Source organism: Dickeya chrysanthemi NCPPB 402 (genome assembly GCF_000406105.1).
Lineage (GTDB): Bacteria > Pseudomonadota > Gammaproteobacteria > Enterobacterales > Enterobacteriaceae > Dickeya > Dickeya chrysanthemi.
The window spans coordinates 2,734,625-2,755,726 of the sequence record NZ_CM001974.1 but is presented as its reverse complement, the minus strand read 5'-3'; the positions used below and the strand labels follow the sequence as shown (position 1 = coordinate 2,755,726).

General features: G+C 51.2%; 17 protein-coding genes, 2 tRNA genes and 1 pseudogene. 10 read left to right on the top strand and 10 right to left on the bottom strand.

What is annotated here, in order from left to right; genetic code table 11:
• Positions 1-72 precede the first annotated feature (72 nt).
• Positions 73-309, bottom strand: coding sequence for a major outer membrane lipoprotein (locus DCH402_RS12335; protein WP_012769424.1), 237 nt, complete (start codon positions 307-309; stop codon positions 73-75).
• Between the two features lie 307 nt (positions 310-616).
• Positions 617-2,029 carry a pyruvate kinase PykF gene (gene pykF / locus DCH402_RS12330; RefSeq protein WP_040001338.1) on the bottom strand — a complete coding sequence of 471 codons (1,413 nt, stop codon included), beginning with the start codon at positions 2,027-2,029 and terminating at the stop codon, positions 617-619.
• Positions 2,030-2,722: 693 nt separating this feature from the next.
• Here pykF and licT point away from each other — a divergent pair.
• From licT to DCH402_RS22010, 6 genes and pseudogenes are all read left to right on the top strand, one after another.
• Entirely contained in the window at positions 2,723-3,574 is an 852-nt protein-coding gene (gene licT / locus DCH402_RS12325; protein WP_040001337.1) for a BglG family transcription antiterminator LicT, read from the top strand.
• 293 nt (positions 3,575-3,867) lie between these two features.
• Positions 3,868-5,778: a PTS beta-glucoside transporter subunit IIABC gene (gene bglF / locus DCH402_RS12320; RefSeq protein WP_040001336.1), complete on the top strand. Its 1,911-nt coding sequence runs from the start codon at positions 3,868-3,870 to the stop codon at positions 5,776-5,778.
• Positions 5,779-5,810: 32 nt separating this feature from the next.
• Entirely contained in the window at positions 5,811-7,208 is a 1,398-nt protein-coding gene (locus DCH402_RS12315) for a glycoside hydrolase family 1 protein (RefSeq protein WP_040001334.1), read from the top strand.
• A gap of 376 nt (positions 7,209-7,584) precedes the next feature.
• Positions 7,585-9,183 (top strand): carbohydrate porin, encoded by a 1,599-nt coding sequence (locus tag DCH402_RS12310; RefSeq protein WP_050583306.1) that lies wholly within the window; start codon positions 7,585-7,587, stop codon positions 9,181-9,183.
• Between the two features lie 61 nt (positions 9,184-9,244).
• Positions 9,245-10,429: an alpha/beta hydrolase gene (locus DCH402_RS12305; protein ID WP_040001331.1), complete on the top strand. Its 1,185-nt coding sequence runs from the start codon at positions 9,245-9,247 to the stop codon at positions 10,427-10,429.
• Between the two features lie 138 nt (positions 10,430-10,567).
• Positions 10,568-11,262, top strand: a pseudogene (locus tag DCH402_RS22010) (IS1 family transposase).
• 271 nt (positions 11,263-11,533) lie between these two features.
• Here DCH402_RS22010 and DCH402_RS12290 read toward each other — a convergent pair.
• The 3 genes from DCH402_RS12290 to DCH402_RS12280 form a co-directional block, all read right to left on the bottom strand.
• Positions 11,534-11,610 (bottom strand) — tRNA-Val (locus DCH402_RS12290).
• A 32-nt stretch (positions 11,611-11,642) separates the two neighbouring features.
• Positions 11,643-11,719, bottom strand: a tRNA-Val gene (locus DCH402_RS12285).
• Between the two features lie 161 nt (positions 11,720-11,880).
• Entirely contained in the window at positions 11,881-13,254 is a 1,374-nt protein-coding gene (locus tag DCH402_RS12280) for an MATE family efflux transporter (protein ID WP_040001330.1), read from the bottom strand.
• A 281-nt stretch (positions 13,255-13,535) separates the two neighbouring features.
• On the opposite strand from DCH402_RS12280, the gene DCH402_RS12275 reads away from it, so the two are divergent.
• A complete protein-coding gene (locus DCH402_RS12275; protein ID WP_040001329.1) occupies positions 13,536-14,189 on the top strand; it encodes a riboflavin synthase in 654 nt (217 codons plus the stop codon).
• Between the two features lie 94 nt (positions 14,190-14,283).
• On the opposite strand, the gene cfa is transcribed toward DCH402_RS12275, so the two are convergent.
• Positions 14,284-15,435: a cyclopropane fatty acyl phospholipid synthase gene (gene cfa, locus DCH402_RS12270; protein ID WP_040001328.1), complete on the bottom strand. Its 1,152-nt coding sequence runs from the start codon at positions 15,433-15,435 to the stop codon at positions 14,284-14,286.
• 419 nt (positions 15,436-15,854) lie between these two features.
• The gene (purR, locus tag DCH402_RS12265) at positions 15,855-16,880 is read right to left on the bottom strand and encodes an HTH-type transcriptional repressor PurR (RefSeq protein WP_040001327.1); all 1,026 of its coding nucleotides are present in this window, start codon (positions 16,878-16,880) and stop codon (positions 15,855-15,857) included.
• Between the two features lie 388 nt (positions 16,881-17,268).
• Here purR and cydH point away from each other — a divergent pair, with 388 nt between their 5' ends.
• Positions 17,269-17,358, top strand: a complete 90-nt coding sequence (cydH, locus tag DCH402_RS22635) for a cytochrome bd-I oxidase subunit CydH (protein ID WP_161624075.1) — start codon at positions 17,269-17,271, stop codon at positions 17,356-17,358.
• Between the two features lie 117 nt (positions 17,359-17,475).
• Here the strand turns inward: cydH and DCH402_RS12260 are convergent, their stop codons facing one another.
• Positions 17,476-18,444: a C40 family peptidase gene (locus DCH402_RS12260; protein ID WP_040001326.1), complete on the bottom strand. Its 969-nt coding sequence runs from the start codon at positions 18,442-18,444 to the stop codon at positions 17,476-17,478.
• A gap of 330 nt (positions 18,445-18,774) precedes the next feature.
• On the opposite strand from DCH402_RS12260, the gene DCH402_RS12255 reads away from it, so the two are divergent.
• Positions 18,775-19,125 carry a Grx4 family monothiol glutaredoxin gene (locus DCH402_RS12255; protein WP_040001325.1) on the top strand — a complete coding sequence of 117 codons (351 nt, stop codon included), beginning with the start codon at positions 18,775-18,777 and terminating at the stop codon, positions 19,123-19,125.
• 101 nt (positions 19,126-19,226) lie between these two features.
• Here DCH402_RS12255 and rnt read toward each other — a convergent pair whose 3' ends face one another.
• Together rnt and gloA are read right to left on the bottom strand one after the other, a co-directional pair.
• A complete protein-coding gene (gene rnt, locus DCH402_RS12250) occupies positions 19,227-19,913 on the bottom strand; it encodes a ribonuclease T (RefSeq protein WP_040001324.1) in 687 nt (228 codons plus the stop codon).
• A 131-nt stretch (positions 19,914-20,044) separates the two neighbouring features.
• Positions 20,045-20,452, bottom strand: coding sequence for a lactoylglutathione lyase (gene gloA / locus DCH402_RS12245; protein ID WP_040001323.1), 408 nt, complete (start codon positions 20,450-20,452; stop codon positions 20,045-20,047).
• 264 nt (positions 20,453-20,716) lie between these two features.
• Here gloA and DCH402_RS21410 point away from each other — a divergent pair, with 264 nt between their 5' ends.
• Positions 20,717-20,956 (top strand): DUF1289 domain-containing protein, encoded by a 240-nt coding sequence (locus tag DCH402_RS21410; RefSeq protein WP_027711779.1) that lies wholly within the window; start codon positions 20,717-20,719, stop codon positions 20,954-20,956.
• Positions 20,957-21,102: the final 146 nt, after the last annotated feature.

The window sequence follows — 21,102 nt, the reverse complement described above, 5'->3', positions numbered from 1 at the left end:
TAGCGTGGCAGAGTACAAGGAAGGACAAAAAAAATGGCGCACAATGTGCGCCATTTTTCATTCAACCAGTTCTTACTTCTTGTAAGTACGAACCTGGTTGTCCAGGCGCTGGTTAGCACGAGCTGCGTCATCTTTAGCAGCCTGCACGTCGGTAGCCAGAGCGTCAACTTTGCTGGTCAGAGCAGATACTTTCTCGTTCAGAGAAGAAACGTCAGAAGACAGCTGATCCAGTTTAGCATTGCTGGAGCAACCAGCCAGCAGAGTAGAACCCAGGATTACCGCGCCCAGTACCAGTTTAGTACGATTCATTATTAATACCCTCTAAATTGAGTTAATCTCCATGTAGCGTTACAAGTATTACACAAACCGTTTTCTGATGAGAATAAATTTTTGATGGGAACATGCTTAATTTTGATCGTTCGCTCAAAGAATCATCGAGTTTTACACGCAGGTTAAAAAAGTAAGGAAAACAGGGCTATTTTATCAGAGTAGTCTGGCCTTGATGGCCGCAGATATATCTTTTTTGTCTAACCGATCGTGCTATTTATCAGTGACGGATGGGGCGCGAAAATAAAAAGCGCCCCGCAGGGCGCTTTAAAATATTCTCATTATCGCATTACAGGCGATGAACCGAAGCCGTGTTGGTGGTGCCGCTCGCTACCAGCGCGCCGGAAACCATGACGACAACATCGCCTTCCTGCGCTAATCCGCTGTTCAGCGCCGCTTCTTTACCGATACGGTAGAAATCGTCGGTAGACGCGATTTCTTTCACCAGCATGGTTTCCACGCCTTTGCTCAACAGCAATTGACGAGCGGTGATTTCGTTGGTGGTCAGCGCCAGAATACGTGCGTTCGGGAAGTACTTGCGGATGGATTTCGCGGATTTGCCGCCCTGGGTGGCAACCACTATCAACGGTGCGTCCAGTTTCTCTGCGGTTTCCACTGCGCCGCGGCAGACTGCTTCGGTAATGCGCAGCTTGCCGGTGTTCTGCAACTTATCCATACGTGATTTCATGACTCTGTCTGTACGTTCGCAAATGGTCGCCATGATGCTGACTGCTTCCAGCGGATATTTGCCTTTAGCACTTTCGCCGGACAGCATAACGGCATCGGTACCGTCGATGATGGCGTTGGCGACGTCACCGGCTTCGGCACGGGTCGGGCGCGGGTTCTTGATCATGGAGTCCAGCATTTGGGTCGCCGTGATCACCACTTTGCGGGCCTGGTTGCATTTTTCGATCATCATCTTCTGCGCGAAAATGACTTCTTCAACCGGGATCTCGACGCCCAGATCGCCACGAGCCACCATGATACCGTCGGAAGCTTCCAGAATGTCGTCGAAATTGTTCAGACCTTCCTGGTTTTCGATCTTGGAGATGATCTGGATGTGTTCGCCGCCGTGCTGTTTCAGATGAGCGCGGATCTCTTCTACGTCGGAACGTTTACGGATAAAGGAGGCTGCGACGAAATCGACACCTTGCTCGCAACCGAAAATCAGATCGCGTTTGTCTTTTTCCGCCAGCGCAGGCAACTGGATGGAAACACCCGGCAGGTTAACACCTTTGTTTTCACCGAGATCGCCGTTGTTCAGCACTTTACAAACGACTTCGCCGCCTTTGATCTCGATAACCTCCATACCGATCAGACCATCGTCGACCAGCACGGTGTTGCCGACGCTCAGGTCATTCGCAAAACCGGCATAGGTGACCGCGACGCGTTCTTTATTGCCGATCACGCTCTGGTCGGTGGTGAAGGTGAAGGTTTGGCCAGCGGTCAGAGAAACGTCTGCACCGTTTTCCAGTTTGATGGTGCGAATTTCCGGGCCTTTGGTATCCAGCAGGATGGCGGCTTTCAGACCGGTTTTTTCGGTAACGGCACGCAGATTCTTGATGCGCTGACCATGTTCGGCATAGTCACCGTGAGAGAAGTTCAGGCGCATGACGTTCATGCCTGCGCTCAACAGCTTGCCCAGAACTTCCTCTGATTCGGTTTTCGGGCCGATAGTACAAACGATTTTGGTCTTTTTCATAACGGTAGTTTCTACAAGTTGTGATGGATAAAAAAACAGGATGACCGGCGGTTAGCGGCAGCTAAACCACCGGCAACGAGATGTTTGCGATGGCGAGAAAATGATAAGTATAGATGGTGACAGACGATGGGGAATGAAGAGGCACGTGACTGGATATTGCCCATAATGAGGAGTGGGCGAAGCGGCAATATCCCTGAGGATTGCGTTGTAGGTTGTATTTTTATCAGTGGCACGTGGATTCGCTGAAACCATTCAATGAAACAACGTTCCGTATTATAGTTATCAGGCAAAGAGATACAAGCCGCCGAAGGGATAGATAACACGTATTTTCGTGCTCTTGCGCAAAAAAACATGCGATTTATTGTTTTTACACAAACTTGTTGCGCAAATGCACGAAAAATATCTGGCTGTCGGTGTGGAATGAACCTGACGTTCGGGGCGTGACTGACCGGTCTGGCAATAATATGCAGCGAATAATATCGGGTTTGTGTCGATCCCGGTCACGTTTCCATCATCGGGAGGTTGAGCCCCCGCGAGCCGATGGTAAGTTAGCGTTTGCAGGTTGTACCCGGTTAACGACATGTTTGTGTCATGACGGTGTCAACCCCGGGGTTGTTACTGCCATTGGCAGGCAAAACCAGATGTTCGCGTTCATGGCGAACGTCTGGTTTTTTTGTTTTCAGGGGTCAGACAATGAAGATCGCCAAAATATTGAATAATAATGTCGTCACGGTCATGGATGAGCAGAATAACGAACAGGTCGTGATGGGGCGTGGGCTGGGGTTCAAAAAACGACCGGGAGATACCGTAGAAGCGGCGCTGATAGAAAAAATTTTCTCCCTGCGCAGCAGCGAGCTGACCGCTCGCCTGAGCGATGTGCTGGAGCGTATTCCGCTTGAGGTAGTGACGACGGCCGATCGGATCATCGCGTTGGCTAAAGAAAAGCTGACCGGAAACTTGCAGAACAGCCTCTATATTTCGTTGACCGATCACTGTCATTTCGCCATTGAACGGCATCGGCAGGGGGTGGATATCCGTAATGGGTTGCTGTGGGAAGTGAAGCGGCTGTACCAAAAAGAGTTTGCCGTCGGGCTGGAGGCGCTGGATATTATTCACCGGCGGCTGGGGGTGCGGTTGCCGGAAGATGAGGCGGGCTTTATTGCGTTGCATCTGGTGAATGCCCAACTGGACAGCCATATGCCGGAAGTGATGCGTATCACCCGAGTCATGCAGGAGATTTTGAATATTGTTAAGTATCAATTGAATATTGATTATAACGAGCACGCTTTTAGTTATCACCGGTTTGTGACCCATCTGAAATTCTTTGCGCAACGATTATTAGGACGCACATCGGTTTTCAGCGAAGATGAATCGCTACACGATGTTGTGAAAGAAAAATATATTCTGGCGTATCGCTGTGCCGAGAAAGTTCAGGATCATATAGTGCTGAATTATGATTACACGCTGACAAAAGAAGAGTTGATGTTTCTAACGATCCATATCGAGCGGGTGCGTACCGAATTACAGGAGCAAGCAGAGAAATAGCCTGATGGGTAGAGAAAAAGAAAAGTGAATAGCATCACAAAATAATGGATTCACGAAGTAAAGCGCTTGCCAGAATAAATCGAACTGGTAGTCTGTAAAGCGATAAATATGGATTGCGACTGTATCCCTGACGTGGGAAGTACAGGCAAAACCTGAACCGTTTTTGCGAGCCTGGTGCCGCGATGAGACGGTTCAGGTTTTTTTTTGTCTTGAGCACGGGGTGTGCTGACGCCATAGTGATCAGTCACTCAGCGGTTTTCTTCGGGCATGGACTGAGTATGAAGGATGTAGCCATGAATTACGAAACATTAGCCAGTGAAATAAGAGATGGCGTAGGCGGCCAGGGAAATATTATTAGCGTGATACATTGCGCTACACGCCTGCGGTTTAAATTGAAAGATAATGCTGCCGCCCATGCCGATGTCCTGAAAAATAATCCCGGCATTATTATGGTGGTGGAAAGTGGTGGCCAGTTCCAGGTGGTGGTAGGAAATCAGGTCGCAGACGTTTATCAGGCGTTGCTTTCACTCGACGGTATGGCCCGCTTTAATGACACGGCAGCATCAGAAGAGAAAAAAGAAAGCTTTTTTGCCGGGTTTATCGACATTATTTCCAGTATTTTTACTCCGTTTGTCGGTGTGATGGCCGCGACAGGTATTCTGAAAGGTTTTCTGGCGTTAGGGATCGCCACCCATTTTATGACGGAAAGCAGCGGTACCTATAAATTGTTATTTGCCGCCAGCGATGCGTTATTCTATTTTTTCCCGATTGTGCTGGGTTATACGGCCGGCAAGAAATTCGGCGGCAACCCGTTTACTACGCTGGTTATCGGCGCCACATTGGTTCATCCCAGCATGGTCGCTACCTTTAACGCCATGCAGGCGCCGGATCACCCCACACTCCATTTCCTGGGGATCCCGATTACGTTTATCAATTACAGCTCCTCGGTAATTCCGATTCTGTTCGCCAGTTGGGTTTCCTGCAAACTGGAAAAACCGCTGAATCGTTGGCTGCATGTGAATATCCGCAATTTTTTCACGCCCTTGCTGTGTATTGTCATCAGCGTACCGTTGACGTTTTTATTGATTGGCCCCAGCGCTACCTGGCTGAGCCAGATGCTATCGGGAGGATATCAATGGTTATATGGATTGAACTCGTTGCTGGCTGGCGCCGTGATGGGCGCACTGTGGCAGGTTTGCGTGATTTTCGGCCTGCATTGGGGATTTGTACCGTTAATGCTCAACAACCTGAGCGTAATGGGGCATGACACCCTGCTGCCGTTGCTGACCCCGGCGGTGTTAGGGCAGGCCGGCGCTACCCTGGGCGTGCTGTTGCGTACCCAGGACATGAAACGGAAAGGGATTGCCGGGTCGGCGTTTTCTGCGGCGCTTTTCGGTATTACCGAACCGTCGGTATACGGCGTGACATTGCCGCTGCGTCGCCCCTTTATCTTTGGCTGTATCGGCGGCGCGATAGGGGCGGCGGTGATGGGGTATTTCCATACCACCAGCTATTCGTTTGGTTTTCCCAGCATTTTCACCTTCACCCAGATCATTCCGCCGACCGGCGTAGACAACAGCGTCTGGGCGGCTGTCATCGGCACACTGGCGGCGTTCGTTTTTGCCGCAGCGGCCAGTTGGTCGTTCGGCGTGCCTAAAGACGAAACGCAGCCTGCTGTGCAGGAGAGCTCACCCACGACGGCAATGACGCCGAACGGCACGAATGCTGTTCATGACGAAACGACGATCCGTGATGAGACGCTGTTTAGCCCGCTCTCCGGCGAGGCGGTGCCGCTAGAGCAAGTGGCTGATCGTACCTTTGCCAGCGGCGTGATGGGCAAAGGGATCGCTGTCCGGCCTTCGGAGGGACGCTTGTATTCCCCGGTGGACGGCACCGTTGCCTCGCTGTTCAAGACGCATCATGCCATTGGCCTGGCATCGCGGGGCGGTGCTGAAGTGTTGATACACGTGGGTATCGATACCGTCCGGTTGGATGGCCGCTATTTTACCCCGCATGTGCGTGTCGGCGATGTGGTGCGCCAGGGTGACCTGCTGCTGGAGTTCGATGCGCCGGCGATCGAGGCGGCGGGATACGATCTCACGACCCCGATTGTCATTACCAATAGTGAAGACTATCGCGGGGTTGAGTCTGTCGCCGGCGGTAGGGTTGATGCGAATACGCCGCTGACACAGCTGGTATGTTGAATCATTGTTGAACAGAAAACAGGAGATCAGTGATGAGTAATCCTTTCCCGGCGCATTTTTTATGGGGCGGCGCGATTGCCGCCAATCAGGTAGAAGGCGCCTATCTGACAGATGGAAAAGGACTTTCCACATCGGATTTGCAGCCTCAGGGGATATTTGGCCGCATCGTGGAGCGGAGTCCCGGCGACAGCGGAATCAAAGATGTGGCGATTGATTTTTATCACCGTTACCCGCAGGACATCGCATTGTTTGCGGAAATGGGGTTTACCTGTCTGCGCGTCTCCATCGCCTGGACACGTATTTTCCCGCAGGGTGATGAGACGGAGCCGAACGAAGCCGGTTTGGCATTTTATGATCGGCTGTTTGATGAGCTGGCGAAATACGGCATTCAGCCATTGGTGACGTTATCACACTATGAAATGCCGTATGGACTGGTAAAAAAACACGGTGGCTGGGGTAATCGACTGACCATCGATTGTTTTGAACGTTATGCCCGCACGGTGTTTACGCGCTACCGTCATAAGGTCAAACGTTGGTTGACGTTCAACGAAATTAATATGTCCTTGCATGCGCCGTTCACCGGCGTCGGCTTACCGCCGGACAGCGACAAGGCGGCGGTTTATCAGGCTATCCACCACCAACTGGTGGCCAGCGCCAGAGCGGTGAAAGCCTGTCACGAGATTATTCCGGAGGCACAAATCGGCAATATGTTGTTGGGGGCGATGCTTTATCCGCTGACCAGTAAACCGGAAGATGTGATGGAAAGTCTGCATCAAAATCGCGAGTGGTTATTCTTCGGCGATGTGCAGGTTCGCGGTGCCTACCCAGGTTATATGCATCGTTATTTCCGTGAACAGGGGATTACGCTGAATATCACGGCGCAGGACAAGCAGGATTTAACCGCCACCGTTGATTTTATTTCTTTTAGTTATTATATGACCGGCTGTGTCAGCACCGATGAGGCACAACTCGAAAAAACGCGCGGCAATATTTTGAATATGGTGCCGAACCCGTATCTGGAAAGCTCTGAATGGGGCTGGCAGATCGATCCGCTGGGGCTGCGTTATTTGCTGAATTTCCTCTACGACCGTTATCAAAAACCACTCTTTATCGTTGAGAATGGTTTGGGGGCGAAGGATAAGATCGAAGAAAATGGTGAAATCCACGATGATTATCGTATCCGTTATTTAAATGACCATCTGGTACAGGTCAGCGAAGCTATTGCGGATGGTGTTGACGTGTTGGGGTATACCTGTTGGGGGCCGATTGATCTGGTCAGCGCCTCGAAAGCAGAAATGTCCAAACGCTATGGCTTTATTTATGTCGACCGTGATGATAACGGCCAGGGAACGCTGGAGCGGCGGCGTAAAAAAAGCTTCTATTGGTACCAGTCGGTTATTGCCAGCCGCGGAAAAACGTTGACGCGGTGATATACCAAAAATAATTCGAGTTGCAGGAAAGTCGATACACCTGCAACTCGAAGTATAACGGATATATACCCTTCATACTTCAAGTTGCAGGTGCGTTGGCTGCCCTCGCTCACCCCAGTCACTTACTTGTGTAAGCTCCTGGGGATGAAATGAGAGACATCCTGTCTCTCACCAGAGGCCAGCCTTTGGCTGGTCAAATTCGTTCCCGACGAATTTGTCTCTCTCTTGCCGCCTTCCTGCAACTCGAATTATTTTGGGTATAAATATATCAGGAATCAACTTGCGGATAATTTATCCGCAAGTTGTTATCGCTCGCCATTATTGGCTGATGTGAGTTGTTTTTTCTTTATCCGATTATTCAGCGGGGAACATAAAAATGAAAATGAAGAATAGTTATTGGGTGATAGCCAGCCTGCTTTATCCTATGTCATTTATTTCCACTGCCGCACCGCTGTCTATAGAGCAACGGCTGGCTGCATTGGAAAAAGACCTACAGGAAACGAAACAGGAATTACAACGTTATAAAGATCAGGAAAGAAAAAATAAAACGATTACGTTGGTGCGAGAGAATTCCGCGTCCCGTGAGAGTAATGCCAATAACGTTGGTATTGGAACAAAAACTGTTATGCCGCTCGCAGATAATCAGGTCGCGGCTGATGTAACATCGGCAGACCGGCGTGCTTCCATGACGTTGCATGAACTCAGCCAGTATGTGAAAGAGGATATCGGTTTTACCTATTCCGGTTATTTCCGCTCCGGCTGGGCCACCGGTTCGCAGGGGTCGCCCAAGTCCTGGGCTATCGGTTCACTGGGGCGGTTTGGTAATGAGCATACCAGTTGGTATGACTTAATTCTCAAACAACGGGTATTCAGTAAAGACGGTAAATCCGCCTATGGGGTAATAAAACTGGATGGCAATGTGGGGCAGTCTTATTCCGGCGGTTGGTTTGGCGAAGATAATAGCAATGAAAACAAGCTGCAGTTCTCCGATATTTACCTCACCACCAAAGGGTTCTTGCCGTTTGCGCCGGAGGCGGATTTTTGGGTCGGCAAACATGCGTTACCTGTGTATGAAATTCAGATGCTGGACTGGAAGAGCAATAAAACCGATTCTTCCGCCGGCGTGGGGGTAGAAAACATTAAGGCGGGCGTCGGGTCTATCGATGTCGCGCTAACGCGTGAAGATATCGATGTGTATAACCGTAGTCTGACTCAGTTCCAGCAAATGAATACCAACGCGGTGGAAGCGCGCTATAAAGGCATTCCATTATGGGACGGCGCCAGTTTAATGGTGCTGGGAAAATATGCCATGGCGAATAAAAACGATACCCAGAAAAACAATGAAGCCAACAACAACTATTTTCCGATGAAGGATTCATGGTTGGGCGGTGTGGTAGTGCGTCAGGCACTGCCAAATCATGGTTTTAATGAGTTCACTGCGCAACTGGCGAATAACTCGATTGCCAGCAGCCTGGCGCGTTATGCCGGGTCCAGCCCGTTTGTGGCGGTCAACGGCAAATATTACGGCGACCATAGCGGAGGCACCGCATTACGTCTGATTTCGCAAGGGGAGATGTACCTGCGTCCGGATGTGATCATGGCTAACGCGCTGGTGTATACCCGCGGGCAGGATGTTTACAGCTACGACACCGGCGCGCATACCGATTTTGACAGTATACGCGCGGTGGTTCGGCCGGCTTATATCTGGAGCAATTACAATCAGACGGGCGTTGAGCTGGGTTATTTCAGCCAGACCAATAAAAATCAGGCTGGCAAGTATTTCACTGAATCCGGCTACAAAACCACGCTGTTCCACACTATCAAGGTGGATACCAGCATGTTGGCTTCCCGTCCGGAAATCCGCTTTTACGGCACCTATATCCGGGTGCTGGATAACGAACTGGACCAGTTCACCTTTGCCGATAGCAAGAAGGATCAATTTACCGCCGGTGTTCAGGCTGAGGTGTGGTGGTGATGATGTCGCTATCCCCCGGTCTGCCCGTTTTTACCCTGCATAAATAAAAAAGAGGCCGATAATGAAAACCAGGAAAACCTGTTTGTGTCTGTTGCTCTCTGCGTTGAGCGTATCCACGCCACTGGCGGCGCTGGCCGCGTCAGGTACGCTCCCGGCGCTGCCGCGTACCGATGTGGCGACCCGGCACTATCTGTCGCAGGTCAACGCCGATAACAGCATTACTTTCCGGCTGTTTGCGCCGGAGGCGAAAGCGGTAAGCGTGGTGACCGGCGCGACGCCGGAAACCTGGGTAGCGCATCCGATGACGAAAAATGATCTGGGCGTCTGGTCGTGGCGCAGTGAGCCGCAGCGCCCTAATCTGTATGAATACTTCTTTAATGTGGATGGTTTTCGCAGTATCGACACCGGCTCAGCCTTGCCTAAACCGCAGCGTCAGGTCAACACCAGCATGATTCTGGTGCCGGGCAGCCTGCTGGATACCCGGGCGGTGCCGCATGGCGAGTTGCGTACCGTTACCTATCATTCGGCGTCGTTGAAAGCGGAACGGCAGATCTTTGTCTGGACGCCACCGGGTTATACCGATACCGGCAAACCGCTGCCGGTGCTGTATTTCTATCACGGATTTGGTGATGCCGGTGATTCTGCCGTCGCGCAGGGTCGGATTCCGCAAATCATGGATAACCTGCTGGCGGAGAAAAAGATTGCGCCGATGCTGGTGGTCATTCCGGATACCGAAACCGATATCGCCGAGGCGGTTCCGGAGGATTTCCCGCCGAAAGAACGACGCAAAACGTTCTACCCGCGTAACGCGGCGGCGGCTGATCGTGAGTTAATCCATGACATTATTCCGTTAGTCAGTGGGCGGTTTAACGTGCGTCGCGATGCAGACGGCCGGGCGCTGGCCGGGCTGTCGCAAGGCGGTTATCAGGCGCTGGTGTCCGGCATGAGCCATCTGGAGCATTTTGGCTGGTTGGCAACCTTCAGCGGCGTAACCACCGAAACGGTGCCGAACGCTCAGGTCACCGCGCAACTGGGCAATGCCGCCGGCATCAATCGGCAATTGCGCAATTTCACGGTGGCGGTGGGTGAGAAGGATACCGTGACCGGTAAGGATATTGCCGGCTTGAAAGCGCAACTGGAACAGAACGGCGTGAAATTCGATTACCGGCAATATCCCGGTTTAGGGCATGAAATGGATGTCTGGCGTCCGGCGTATATCGAATTTGTACAGAAGATCTTTAAATAACCGCAGCACAAGTCGGGTACGGAAACGGGCAGGATTGGCTGCCCGTTTCTGCATCAGTATGCTTGCTTAATTATTGTTGAATGTCATAAAAAAACGGTGATGCCTCTAATTGGTTGAATCTGATTTTGAGGTTCTTTCATGGCCAGCGTTAGCGTTCATTGTCCCCGTTGTCAGTCTGCTCAGGTTTACCGTCATGGTCAGAACCCTAATGGCTATAACCGATTTCGCTGGCGTGACTGCCACCGCGTGTTTCAGCTCATTTACGCTTATGAAGCCCGCAAGCCGGGCGTTAAAGCGCAAATCACCAAAATGGCCTTCAACGTGCCGGCGTTCGCGATACCGCCAGGACGTTGAAAATTGGCATTAACACCGTCATTCGTACTTTAAAAAACTCGCGCCGAAGCGAATAACGCCTTCGCCCGTCGCCCATGCTGATGTGGCGCTTATCTGTGAACTCGATGAGCAATGGAGCTTCGTTGGCAGTAAAGCCCGGCAGCACTGGCTTATGGTACGCATACAACACCAAAACAGGCGGTGTACTGGCCTACACTTTTGGTCCACGAACCGATGAAACCTGCCGTGAGCTACTGGCACTGCTCACGCCATTCAACATCGGCATGATCACCAGCGATGACTGGGGCAGCTATGGCCGGGAGGTGCCGAAAGACAAGCATCTGACCGGCAAAATATTCACCCAACGCATTGAGCGTAATAACCTGACACTCCGCACCCGCATTAAGCGGCTGGCTCGTAAAACGCTCTGCTTCTCGCGCTCAGTTGAGATCCACGAAAAAGTCATCGGCGCCTTCATCGAAAAACACATGTTCTACTAATTGGATGCATCACCCTTGGGTGAAACACCTGACGGATATACTACTGAAAGTGCCATGAGCATCGCTCCTGATTACGAGTCAGAGCTGGATTCTGGTTCCCGGCAGTATCGCTTGACAGCAACAATCTGGACTCGAATGCACGCATTCAAGATGGACTTAAAATCGCCGGATTTGGGTGGGTTTCGATAGATTTCACTGGAACGAAAGAAGATGAAAACCTTCTTTTTTTCAAGCCACTATAGACATCGGTGTACGTCTATAGAACATGATATGGTGCGACCGAGTGGACTCGAACCACCGACCCCCACCATGTCAAGGTGGTGCTCTAACCAACTGAGCTACGGTCGCAATATGTGCGTTGGTGCTGATGCGCTGAAGAATGGTGCGTTCAATTGGACTCGAACCAACGACCCCCACCATGTCAAGGTGGTGCTCTAACCAACTGAGCTATGAACGCATTGTTTCTATCAGCTGCTGTCAGGGTGACAGCGGGGACGAATATTAATGGTCTGGATGGCTGCTGGCAAGGGGAAAAACGCAAAATTCCTGCTATATCACACTGATTGACGAGCTTGTAGACAGAGCGCCGCTTTTTTCGGCGCTCTGTGCATTCTGTCATTAGCGTGCGGCTCGTGCCAGAATCCGGGCGGGCGATTGACGCTGTACCCAGCGGATCCGCAATACCATCATTGTGGCGGAAGAGGTCAGGCCGATAATGAATCCCCACCAAAACCCCGCAGGCCCCATGCGTGGTATCAGTATGTCGGTGAGCGCCAGCGCGTAACCGCTGGGCAATCCTAGCAGCCAATAAGCGATGAAGGTAATAAAGAAGATGGCGCGGGTGTCCTTATAGCCACGCAATACGCCGCTGCCGATGGTTTGCACCGCATCGGAAATTTGATAAACCGCCGCCAAGAGCATCAGGTGTGACGCCATCGCCACCACATCCGGATTCTTGTTATATAGCATGGCGATAGGTTCACGCAGCGTGATGGTAAATATGGCTGTGCATATCGCCAGCAACACGCCGGCCGCGATGCTGGTACGGGCTGCGACCCGGGCAGCGTCTGCCGAACCTTCTCCTAGTCGGTGGCCGACGCGAATAGTCGCGGCGACGCCAACGGAAAGCGGCAGGACAAACATCAGCGAACTGAAGTTGAGGGCGATTTGATGGCCCGCGACATTCACGACGCCGAGCGGCAACACCAGCAATGCGACAATGGCGAATAGCGTCACTTCAAATAGCAGCGCCAGTGCGACAGGCAATCCCAGGCTGGATAAACGCTTGAGTACAGCCCAGTCCGGTTGCAACCGGGTTTGGTACCGGCGAATATCTTTTAACCAGTAAGCACGGCGGGAATAAGCCGCCATCATCAGCATCATTATCCAGTACACGGAGGCTGTAGCTACCCCGCAGCCAACACCGCCCAGTTCCGGCATCCCGAGCTTACCGTGGATAAAAATGTAGTTGATGGGAATATTGATCAACAGGCCGATAAATCCAATCACCATACCGGGCTGTGTTTTGGACAAACCTTCGCATTGGCCGCGTAGTACCTGATAGAACAGATAACCGGGCGCTCCCCACAGCAAAGCGTGCAGATATTTTATCGCTTTTTCAGCCAGTTCCGGCGCGCCGTCATTCATCAGGTTGATGGCATATTTTCCCTGATAGAGTACCACCATCGTCAGGAGAGAAATGGCGCAGGCCAATAAGAACGCCTGCTGAGTTTGATGCGCGATGCGGTCCCGACGTCCGGATCCGTTGAGGTTCGCCACCACCGGCGTCAGCGCCATCAGTAAACCGTGGCCGAACAGGATGACCGGTAGCCAGATAGAGGTGCCGACCGCTACGGCTGCCATATCGGTAGCGCTGTAAGAGCCCGCCATAATGGTATCTACCACACCCATCGAGGTTTGCGAGACTTGAGCGATGATGACTGGAATAGCCAGCGCCAGCAACTGACGGGCCTCTGATAAGTACTTCTGCACGAAAACACCTTCCTAAAGCAGGATGGAGAGAGATCTCTAATGGAGGAGAGAAAGACAATCATCCTTTATTTATACGAAAAAAGATGAAGTATTGTAACGATTTGCCAACCGTAAACCAATGATCGACTGACCGAGAATGATCCCGTTTGGTTTTCCTGATGATATGGTGCAAACTGCCTGACATTAGTGAACGTTGTCACTTCCGAGAACCAGTCCGTCTGGTTATACCGCTGTTGTTGCGCGTTCACGCCTATTACTAATCTGGAGGCAAGATCAACACCATGTTTACCGGTATTGTTCAGGGCACGGCGACCGTCGTGTCTGTTGATGAAAAACCCAATTTCCGCACTCATGTCGTTCAACTGCCCCCCGAACTGTTGCCGGGGTTGGAAACGGGTGCATCCGTAGCACACAATGGTTGTTGTCTGACCGTCACGGCTATCGACGGCGATCGGGTCAGTTTTGACTTGATCAAAGAAACGCTGCGGTTGACCAACCTGGGGGAAATTCACGTCGGCGATCGGGTCAATGTGGAACGCGCGGCTAAATATGGCGATGAAATCGGCGGGCATGTGATGTCCGGCCATATTATGTGTACGGCGGAGATTGTAAAAATTCTGACGTCGGAAAATAATCATCAGATCTGGTTACGGCTGTCTGATGAGCTGCAAATGAAGTATGTGCTGCACAAAGGATTTATCGGTATCGACGGCATCAGTCTGACGGTGGGCGAAGTCACCCGCAGTCGTTTTTGCGTGCATCTGATTCCGGAAACGCTTCAACGCACAACGCTGGGTCAGAAGCGTCTGGGCGACCGCATCAACATCGAAATCGACCCGCAAACTCAGGCCATCATCGATACGGTTGAACGTGTCATGGCGCGTCAGGCGCAGCAACAGGAGCAGGCTGCTGCGCAGGCGGAGCAGGGCGAATAAGCACTTCTTCCCTGACATGTTCTCCCATCATGAAAACCGGCAGCCAGGCTGCCGGTTTTTTGCCATCGGGATGTGGATTTGCCGGGTGCCAGGATTATCTGGGGACTCGCAAGCCGTCCTCTACACCGCCCACACTGAATACTATCTGCCAGAGCTGAATATCACGTGCGCGAAACGAGCCAGCGCAGACGTTAAGGTAGTAGCTGAACATCCGCTGGAAGCGTTCGGAATAACGTTCTGACAACGTTGGCCAGTGTTGCTGGAAACGTTCATGCCAGGCCATCAGTGTGCGGTCGTAGTCTGCGCCGAAATTGTGCCAGTCTTCCATCACCAGATAGGGCTCGCTGGCCTGGGCGATATGCTGCACTGAAGGCAGGCAGTAGTTGGGGAAAATGTACTTGTTCATCCAGGCGTCAACTTTCAGGTTAGTTTCATTGGTGCCGATAGTGTGCAGCAGGAACAATCCGTTAGGTTTGAGGTTTTTTCTCACTACCCGGAAATAGGTGTTGTAATTTTTGGGGCCGACATGCTCGAACATGCCGACGGAAACGATGCGATCAAACTGTTGATTCAGGTCGCGATAGTCCTGTAGCAGGATGTTAACATCCAGATGTCGGCAGCGCTGCTGCGCCAGCTTTTGCTGTTCGCGGGAGATGGTGACGCCGGTGACGCTGACGCCATAGTGATGTGCGGCGAATTCCGCCAGCCCACCCCAGCCGCAACCGATATCCAGCAATGTCATGCCGCGACGCAATTGCAGTTTTTCGCAGATTAAGCGCAGCTTGTCCTGTTGCGCCTGCTCCAGCGTTTCAGCCTGTTTCCAGTAACCGCAGGAGTATTGCATATAGGGATCGAGCATCAGGGTGAAAAGATCATTACCGAGGTCGTAATGCTCCTTGCCCACGATCCAGGACCGACGGCGGGACTGCAGATTGCTCAGGCGAGCCATCAGGATTCGTAAAGTATCGCGCCAGCGGTGGGGCAGTTGGCTGTCCAGTCCCACGCGTATCGCTCGGTGGAAGAACATGTCCAGCCGCTCACACTCCCACCAGCCATCCATGTAGCTTTCGCCCAGACCTAACGAGCCTTCGCGCAGTATGCGTTTGTACATAAAGGGATTTTTTACCTGAATGTCAAACGGGCGTGAGCCGTTAATGGCGATGTCGGCGGTCGATAGCATTTCATTAACAATTTGGAACCAGGGATGATGAGGGGTACCCAGTTCCTCCACATAAGATGAACTCATAACTTCTCCCTACCTTGTCAGATAAATGTGTTTACAAGGAATAAACCAGACAAATATCACGCTGGAGGGTGTTCAACGAACCCCATCCATTGTCTATCCCTGAGAGTCTCAGAGGAAAATAAGAGAAAAGCCGGTACGAAAGGCATCTACCCCGTTCGTGACAAACGGTACGGCCATTATTGCCAGGGTAGAAAAAGTAAGGCGATGCGCTATGTTGAAAAACATCGTCTGATCATAGTTATTGTCGTCAGCGATAGTGACAAGTGTATGACTGCTTTAACCCGCCGACAAGATTCAGCGGGCTAAAGTAGCACGGAGAAACAATACGTCATGTATTCATCACATGCGTTATCGCTATATGCGGTGCGGCATAGCGCCTGACGGCAAGGGCGCGCAGCGATAACGAAATCGTCTGAATATTAACGACGATAATCGAGGTATGGGCCGTCGGCAACGGAGCGACGCTCGATCAGAGTAGGGTGTACTTCAATCGTTTGTGCTTCCTCGCGTTTGCTGGTAATGCGGTCCAGCAACATGGAAAATGCCGCCTGCCCCAGACGTTCTTTCGGTTGATGAATGGTGGTGAGCGCTGGAGTAAAATAGCGGGAGTGACGCACATTATCGTAACCGATCACTGAAATATCTTGCGGTACGCGTAGCCCAAGTTCGTCGGCCGCGCAGATGGCGCCCATCGCCATGATATCACCGCCGCAGAATACCGCCGTCGGCCGCTGTTTTTGGGCCAGAATTTGATGCATGGCTTTATAGCCGGACTCCGGCTCAAAATCCCCCTGAACCACCCACTCTTCGCGCAGGGAAATGTCGGCTTCCTTTAACGCTTTCAGGAACCCCAGGTAACGTCCGCTACCGGTATTGCGCTCCTGCGAGCCGGGAATGGCACCGATATCCCGATGACCGCGTTCAATCAGATAACGTCCAGCCATGTATCCGCCGGCAAAGGCGTTATCAATAATAGTATCGGTAAAATCGTTTTGTGCTTCGCCCCAGTCCATCACCACCATCGGGATATGACGGTAATCCGCCAGCAGGGATAGCAATTCGGGTGGGTACTCGGCACACATCACCAGCAGGCCGTCGACACGCTTTTGCGCCAGCATGGACAAGTAGGCGCGCTGTTTATCCTGATTGTTATGAGAGTTACACAGGATTAGCGTGTAACCCCTGGCGTAGCAGCTGTTTTCTACCGCCTCGATAATCTCGGCGAAATAGGGTGCTTCGCTGGAGGTAGCCAGCAGGCCGATGGATTTCGTGTGGTTGACCTTCAGGCTGCGAGCCACTGCACTCGGGGAATAATGCAATTCATCGATGGCTGCGCGTACCGCAGCCTTGGTCTCTTCGGCGACGAAACGTGTTTTATTGATCACGTGTGATACGGTTGTGGTTGAAACGCCTGCGCGTTTTGCCACATCTTTGATCGTTGCCATCTAAAGCGACTCCTGAACTCATCTGTGACAGTAACGTGTCTGTTACAGCATTAAAATAGGGTGTTAATCGTTTGCCTGCGTGAATTCATCTCCTGCCGGACAACAAGGCAACATTTCAGGAGGAGATATGCCGAGGTGTGTAGCTTGAAGGGAGGGCTGACGCTTCGACCAACGCAGTGTATACAGTAAACTGCGAATTCTGGCCGATCCAGAGCAAAAGTGGAAGAGGCAATTCGTGTTATCTCTGTGATGCGCAAACCGGTTTTTTGATATCGGCTGGGTAATAATAAACCTATACTTTATGTGTTTCCTCTTGCCTGCCGAGAGAGGGATTTTATTCATACACAATGGGATGACGGCGATCATCAGTCACATACAGGAGAATATTATGGATACGAATCTGAAAATGTCGCTGTTCAGTACGGTGGTTGCACTGGCGGTGATCATTATCTTCGGCTTCACAGCGGTATTGAACTGATAGCGGATCGCCGGCGGCGTAATGTCCGGGTTTCAACAGCCTGAGGCAAAACAGCGGTGAAAACAGAAAGGGGCGCTAAGCCCCTTTTTGTCGTATTTACGTCGAGTCGTGTAGCGCCTAACGAATGGTTTTCGGCGTCACCACGCGGCGAGCGCCGACGTAATGATCCTGCCAGTAATCTTCACTCAGTTTACTGATCTTGATATCAGCGCCGGTGCGTGGCGACTGAATGAATCGGCCATTGCCCAGGTAGACGCCCACATGATCGGCGGCTCCACGGTTGGTGATACGAAAGAAGACCAGGTCGCCGCTTTCCAGTTCGCTTTTCTTAATTGGCGCCGCGTCACGCAAATGGAACATTTCATTGGCTGTGCGTGGAATCGGGATTTTCACCACATCTTTATAGGCGTAATACACCAGCCCGCTGCAATCAAAGCCCGAATACGGTGTGGCACCGCCCCAATGATAAGGCTTGCCGATTTGGCTCATCAGCTTATTCATCGCGGTTGACTTGGCATGCTGATAACGTTTTTGGTGCGCGGCGCTGATAGTCAGCGCGGCCTTGTCCTGTTTACCTTTTTTATTTTTACCGTGCGATGAGACCGAGGCAATATCTTCTTCGGCGATTACCGCTTTGCCTTTTTTGGGGGAGTATTTGACTCTCACCGACTCATGCGCGTTACGGTTATTTTTGGCCGTAGCAGGCGGCTCTTTTTTCGTCGTTTTGTTGGCTGCCGCTTTAGTCGGCGGGCTTTTTTCCTGCTTCTGCGGTTTACCGGTAGAGTGGGCTGAAGCCGCTGCCGTCACAGGCTTTTTATCACCAGATTTGGCGCTTTTATCATGAGCGGATGATGTCGTTTTCGCTGGTGCGTTTTGGGTCGTCTTTTCATGTTGTTGAGAGGGCGCCGTACCTTTTTTATTGGCATTTTTGGCGACCTTATTTTTTTTGGACTCATCAAGCGCTTTGTTTGCCGTTTCTACACCCGATTTACGCGGCAACGCGGACGCGCCATGCGGATTAGCCAGCGCCAGATTCGCAAACAAATTACTGAAAAATAATAAAAAGAGCGTAATAAATAAACGCATAATAATTCTGACCGAATGTTGTCCTCAATCGTTCAATCTTTACAGTATTCCCGAAAATGGCCTGATAAAAAAGCGGGAGATAGACTTATGTTACTACAAAATAGTGAGAAAACGTTAACAACGGTGTTTGCTGCTTAATTATCAGTCAATTTGGGTTACCTTATGCTGATATATCGTCGACCGGATAAAACCTTACAAAAGATAGCGTTTTTTTGTGGTCGTCGCTATCGTTAGAATATAAAACAACAGAGGCGGTATGGCATGGTCTGCCGCGAGTCACATGAACAGCCGTTGATGGGCTGTTCATCACGCGCTTGAGGAAGCAATAGAATGACGACAACGACACTTGAAAAGATTCAGCGCCAGATCGCTGAAAACCCGATTCTGCTGTACATGAAAGGTTCTCCCAAACTGCCGAGCTGTGGTTTTTCTGCCCAGGCGGTTCAGGCGTTGTCGGCGTGCGGCGAACGTTTTGCCTATGTGGATATCCTGCAGAACCCGGATATTCGCGCCGAATTGCCTAAATATGCCAACTGGCCGACATTCCCGCAATTGTGGGTCGATGGTGAGTTGGTTGGGGGATGTGACATCGTGATTGAGATGCATCAGCGCGGTGAACTGCAACAACTGATTAAAGAAACGGCGGATAAGTACCGTTCACAGCAGACGGAACAGCAGTAATTCTTCTGTATCAGGCAGCCATGTGCTGCCTGATATCACCGCTATCACCACGCGATTATTGTGTCTTGTGGTTCGGCGAATACATGACGTGATCGTGCGCGTTACCCTTTGTCTTCGTCGACGGCCAGCGATGTTTCGGTATCCGTATCAATACCGGAGGCGAGCGGCCAGCCGCCCATACGCTTCCAACGATTAACCAGTTCACAAAATAGTTGCGCCGTTCGTTCGGTGTCATAGAGCGCTGAATGAGCCTGACTGGCATCGAAGGGAATATTTGCTGCGATACACGCTTTAGCCAGCACGGTCTGCCCCAGCACTAATCCGCTTAGCGCCGCCGTATCAAAGGTGGCGAAAGGATGGAACGGATTGCGCTTCAGGCCGCAGCGCTCTGCCGCCGCCATCAGAAAACTATGATCGAAGGTAGCGTTGTGCGCCACGATGATAGCGCGATTGCAGTCCTGTTCCTTGATTCCCTTGCGTACCGACTTGAAGATTTCATGCAGCGCTTCATATTCACTCACTGCGCCGCGTAGCGGATTGGTCGGGTCGATGCCGTTGAAGGCAAGCGCTTCGGGCCGCAAAATAGCGCCTTCAAAAGGTTCGATGTGAAAATGTAAGGTGGCGTCCGGCTGTAACCAACCGCTTTCATCCATTTTCAGCGTTACGGCTGCAATTTCCAGCAGCGCATCGGTTTTTGCGTTGAACCCAGCGGTCTCTACATCAATAACAACAGGGTAAAAGCCCCGAAAACGCGCATTCAGCGCGTTCAGGTTGTTTTTTTCAGCCATTCGTTTCTTATTTCTTCAGCAACATACAGTGTTGCATTATGGCAAATTATGTCGGGGGATGCAGCAAACCCGATATGACGACGCAGCGCGCGTTCCCCCGGGAAGACCTACGTCTAAACAGACGAAACGGATCAGTTACCCAAACCTTGACCTGCTTGTGAACGCTCGATCAGTTCAATCTTGTAGCCATCGGGGTCTTCAACAAAGGCAATTACTGTGGTACCGCCTTTGACCGGGCCGGCTTCACGCGTTACTTTGCCGCCCGCCTGACGGATACGCTCGCAAGCGCCGGCGACATCATCGACGCCGAGCGCGATGTGGCCAAAGGCCGTCCCCATTTCATAACTGTCTACATCCCAGTTGTAAGTCAATTCGATCACTGCGCCTTCGCTTTCCTCGGTGTAGCCGACAAATGCCAGGGAATACTTATATTCGGGATTATCGCTGGTCCGTAACAGACGCATACCCAGTACCTTGGTATAAAAGTCGATAGCACGTTGCAAGTTGCCGACACGTAGCATGGTGTGAAGTAAACGCATAATGACCCCTATCTTGATCAGTGGGTTAACCGCCTGGCCGATACCGGTTGTGTTCCGCTACCGCCTGAAACAATAGGGCCTGAGTATAGCGTCGTTGTCAGGGGGAGTTCAAACCTGTGGGGAGAAGTGTTGATTTTATGCGCGTTTGCTGAAAAATAGGCATGATAAACGATAATATGGCAGTTAATTGTGCATTAACGCTACGTAATGCTTGCCAGTAGCGACGATCAAGGCTTCAATAAAGGCGCCAGATGAGGAGGTCTTGTGGCTGAGCAGCTCGAGCTTTTTCCCGTTCCCAATCCATGCCGCGGTATCTGCCAGGCGGATGACCGAGGGTTTTGTCGCGGCTGTTTTCGAAGTCGCAATGAACGTTTTAATTGGGGAAAAATGAGCGATGCACAAAAACAGGATGTGCTACGGTTATGCCGTCAAAGGATGAAACGCTCGCAACGAAGTGAAAAAAATTCTGCTCCCTCAGAACCTGAACAACCAGCCTTGTTTTAATCGACGTGGTGATATTTAATGACATAAATTAAGTTCAAGATCATTTTTAATTAATTATTATTTGCTAGAATAGATTGATAACAATAAGACATTTTTTATTAAACTTTCGTTTTAAATCAGAGTTGATTGCAATCCAGGGAAGTTGC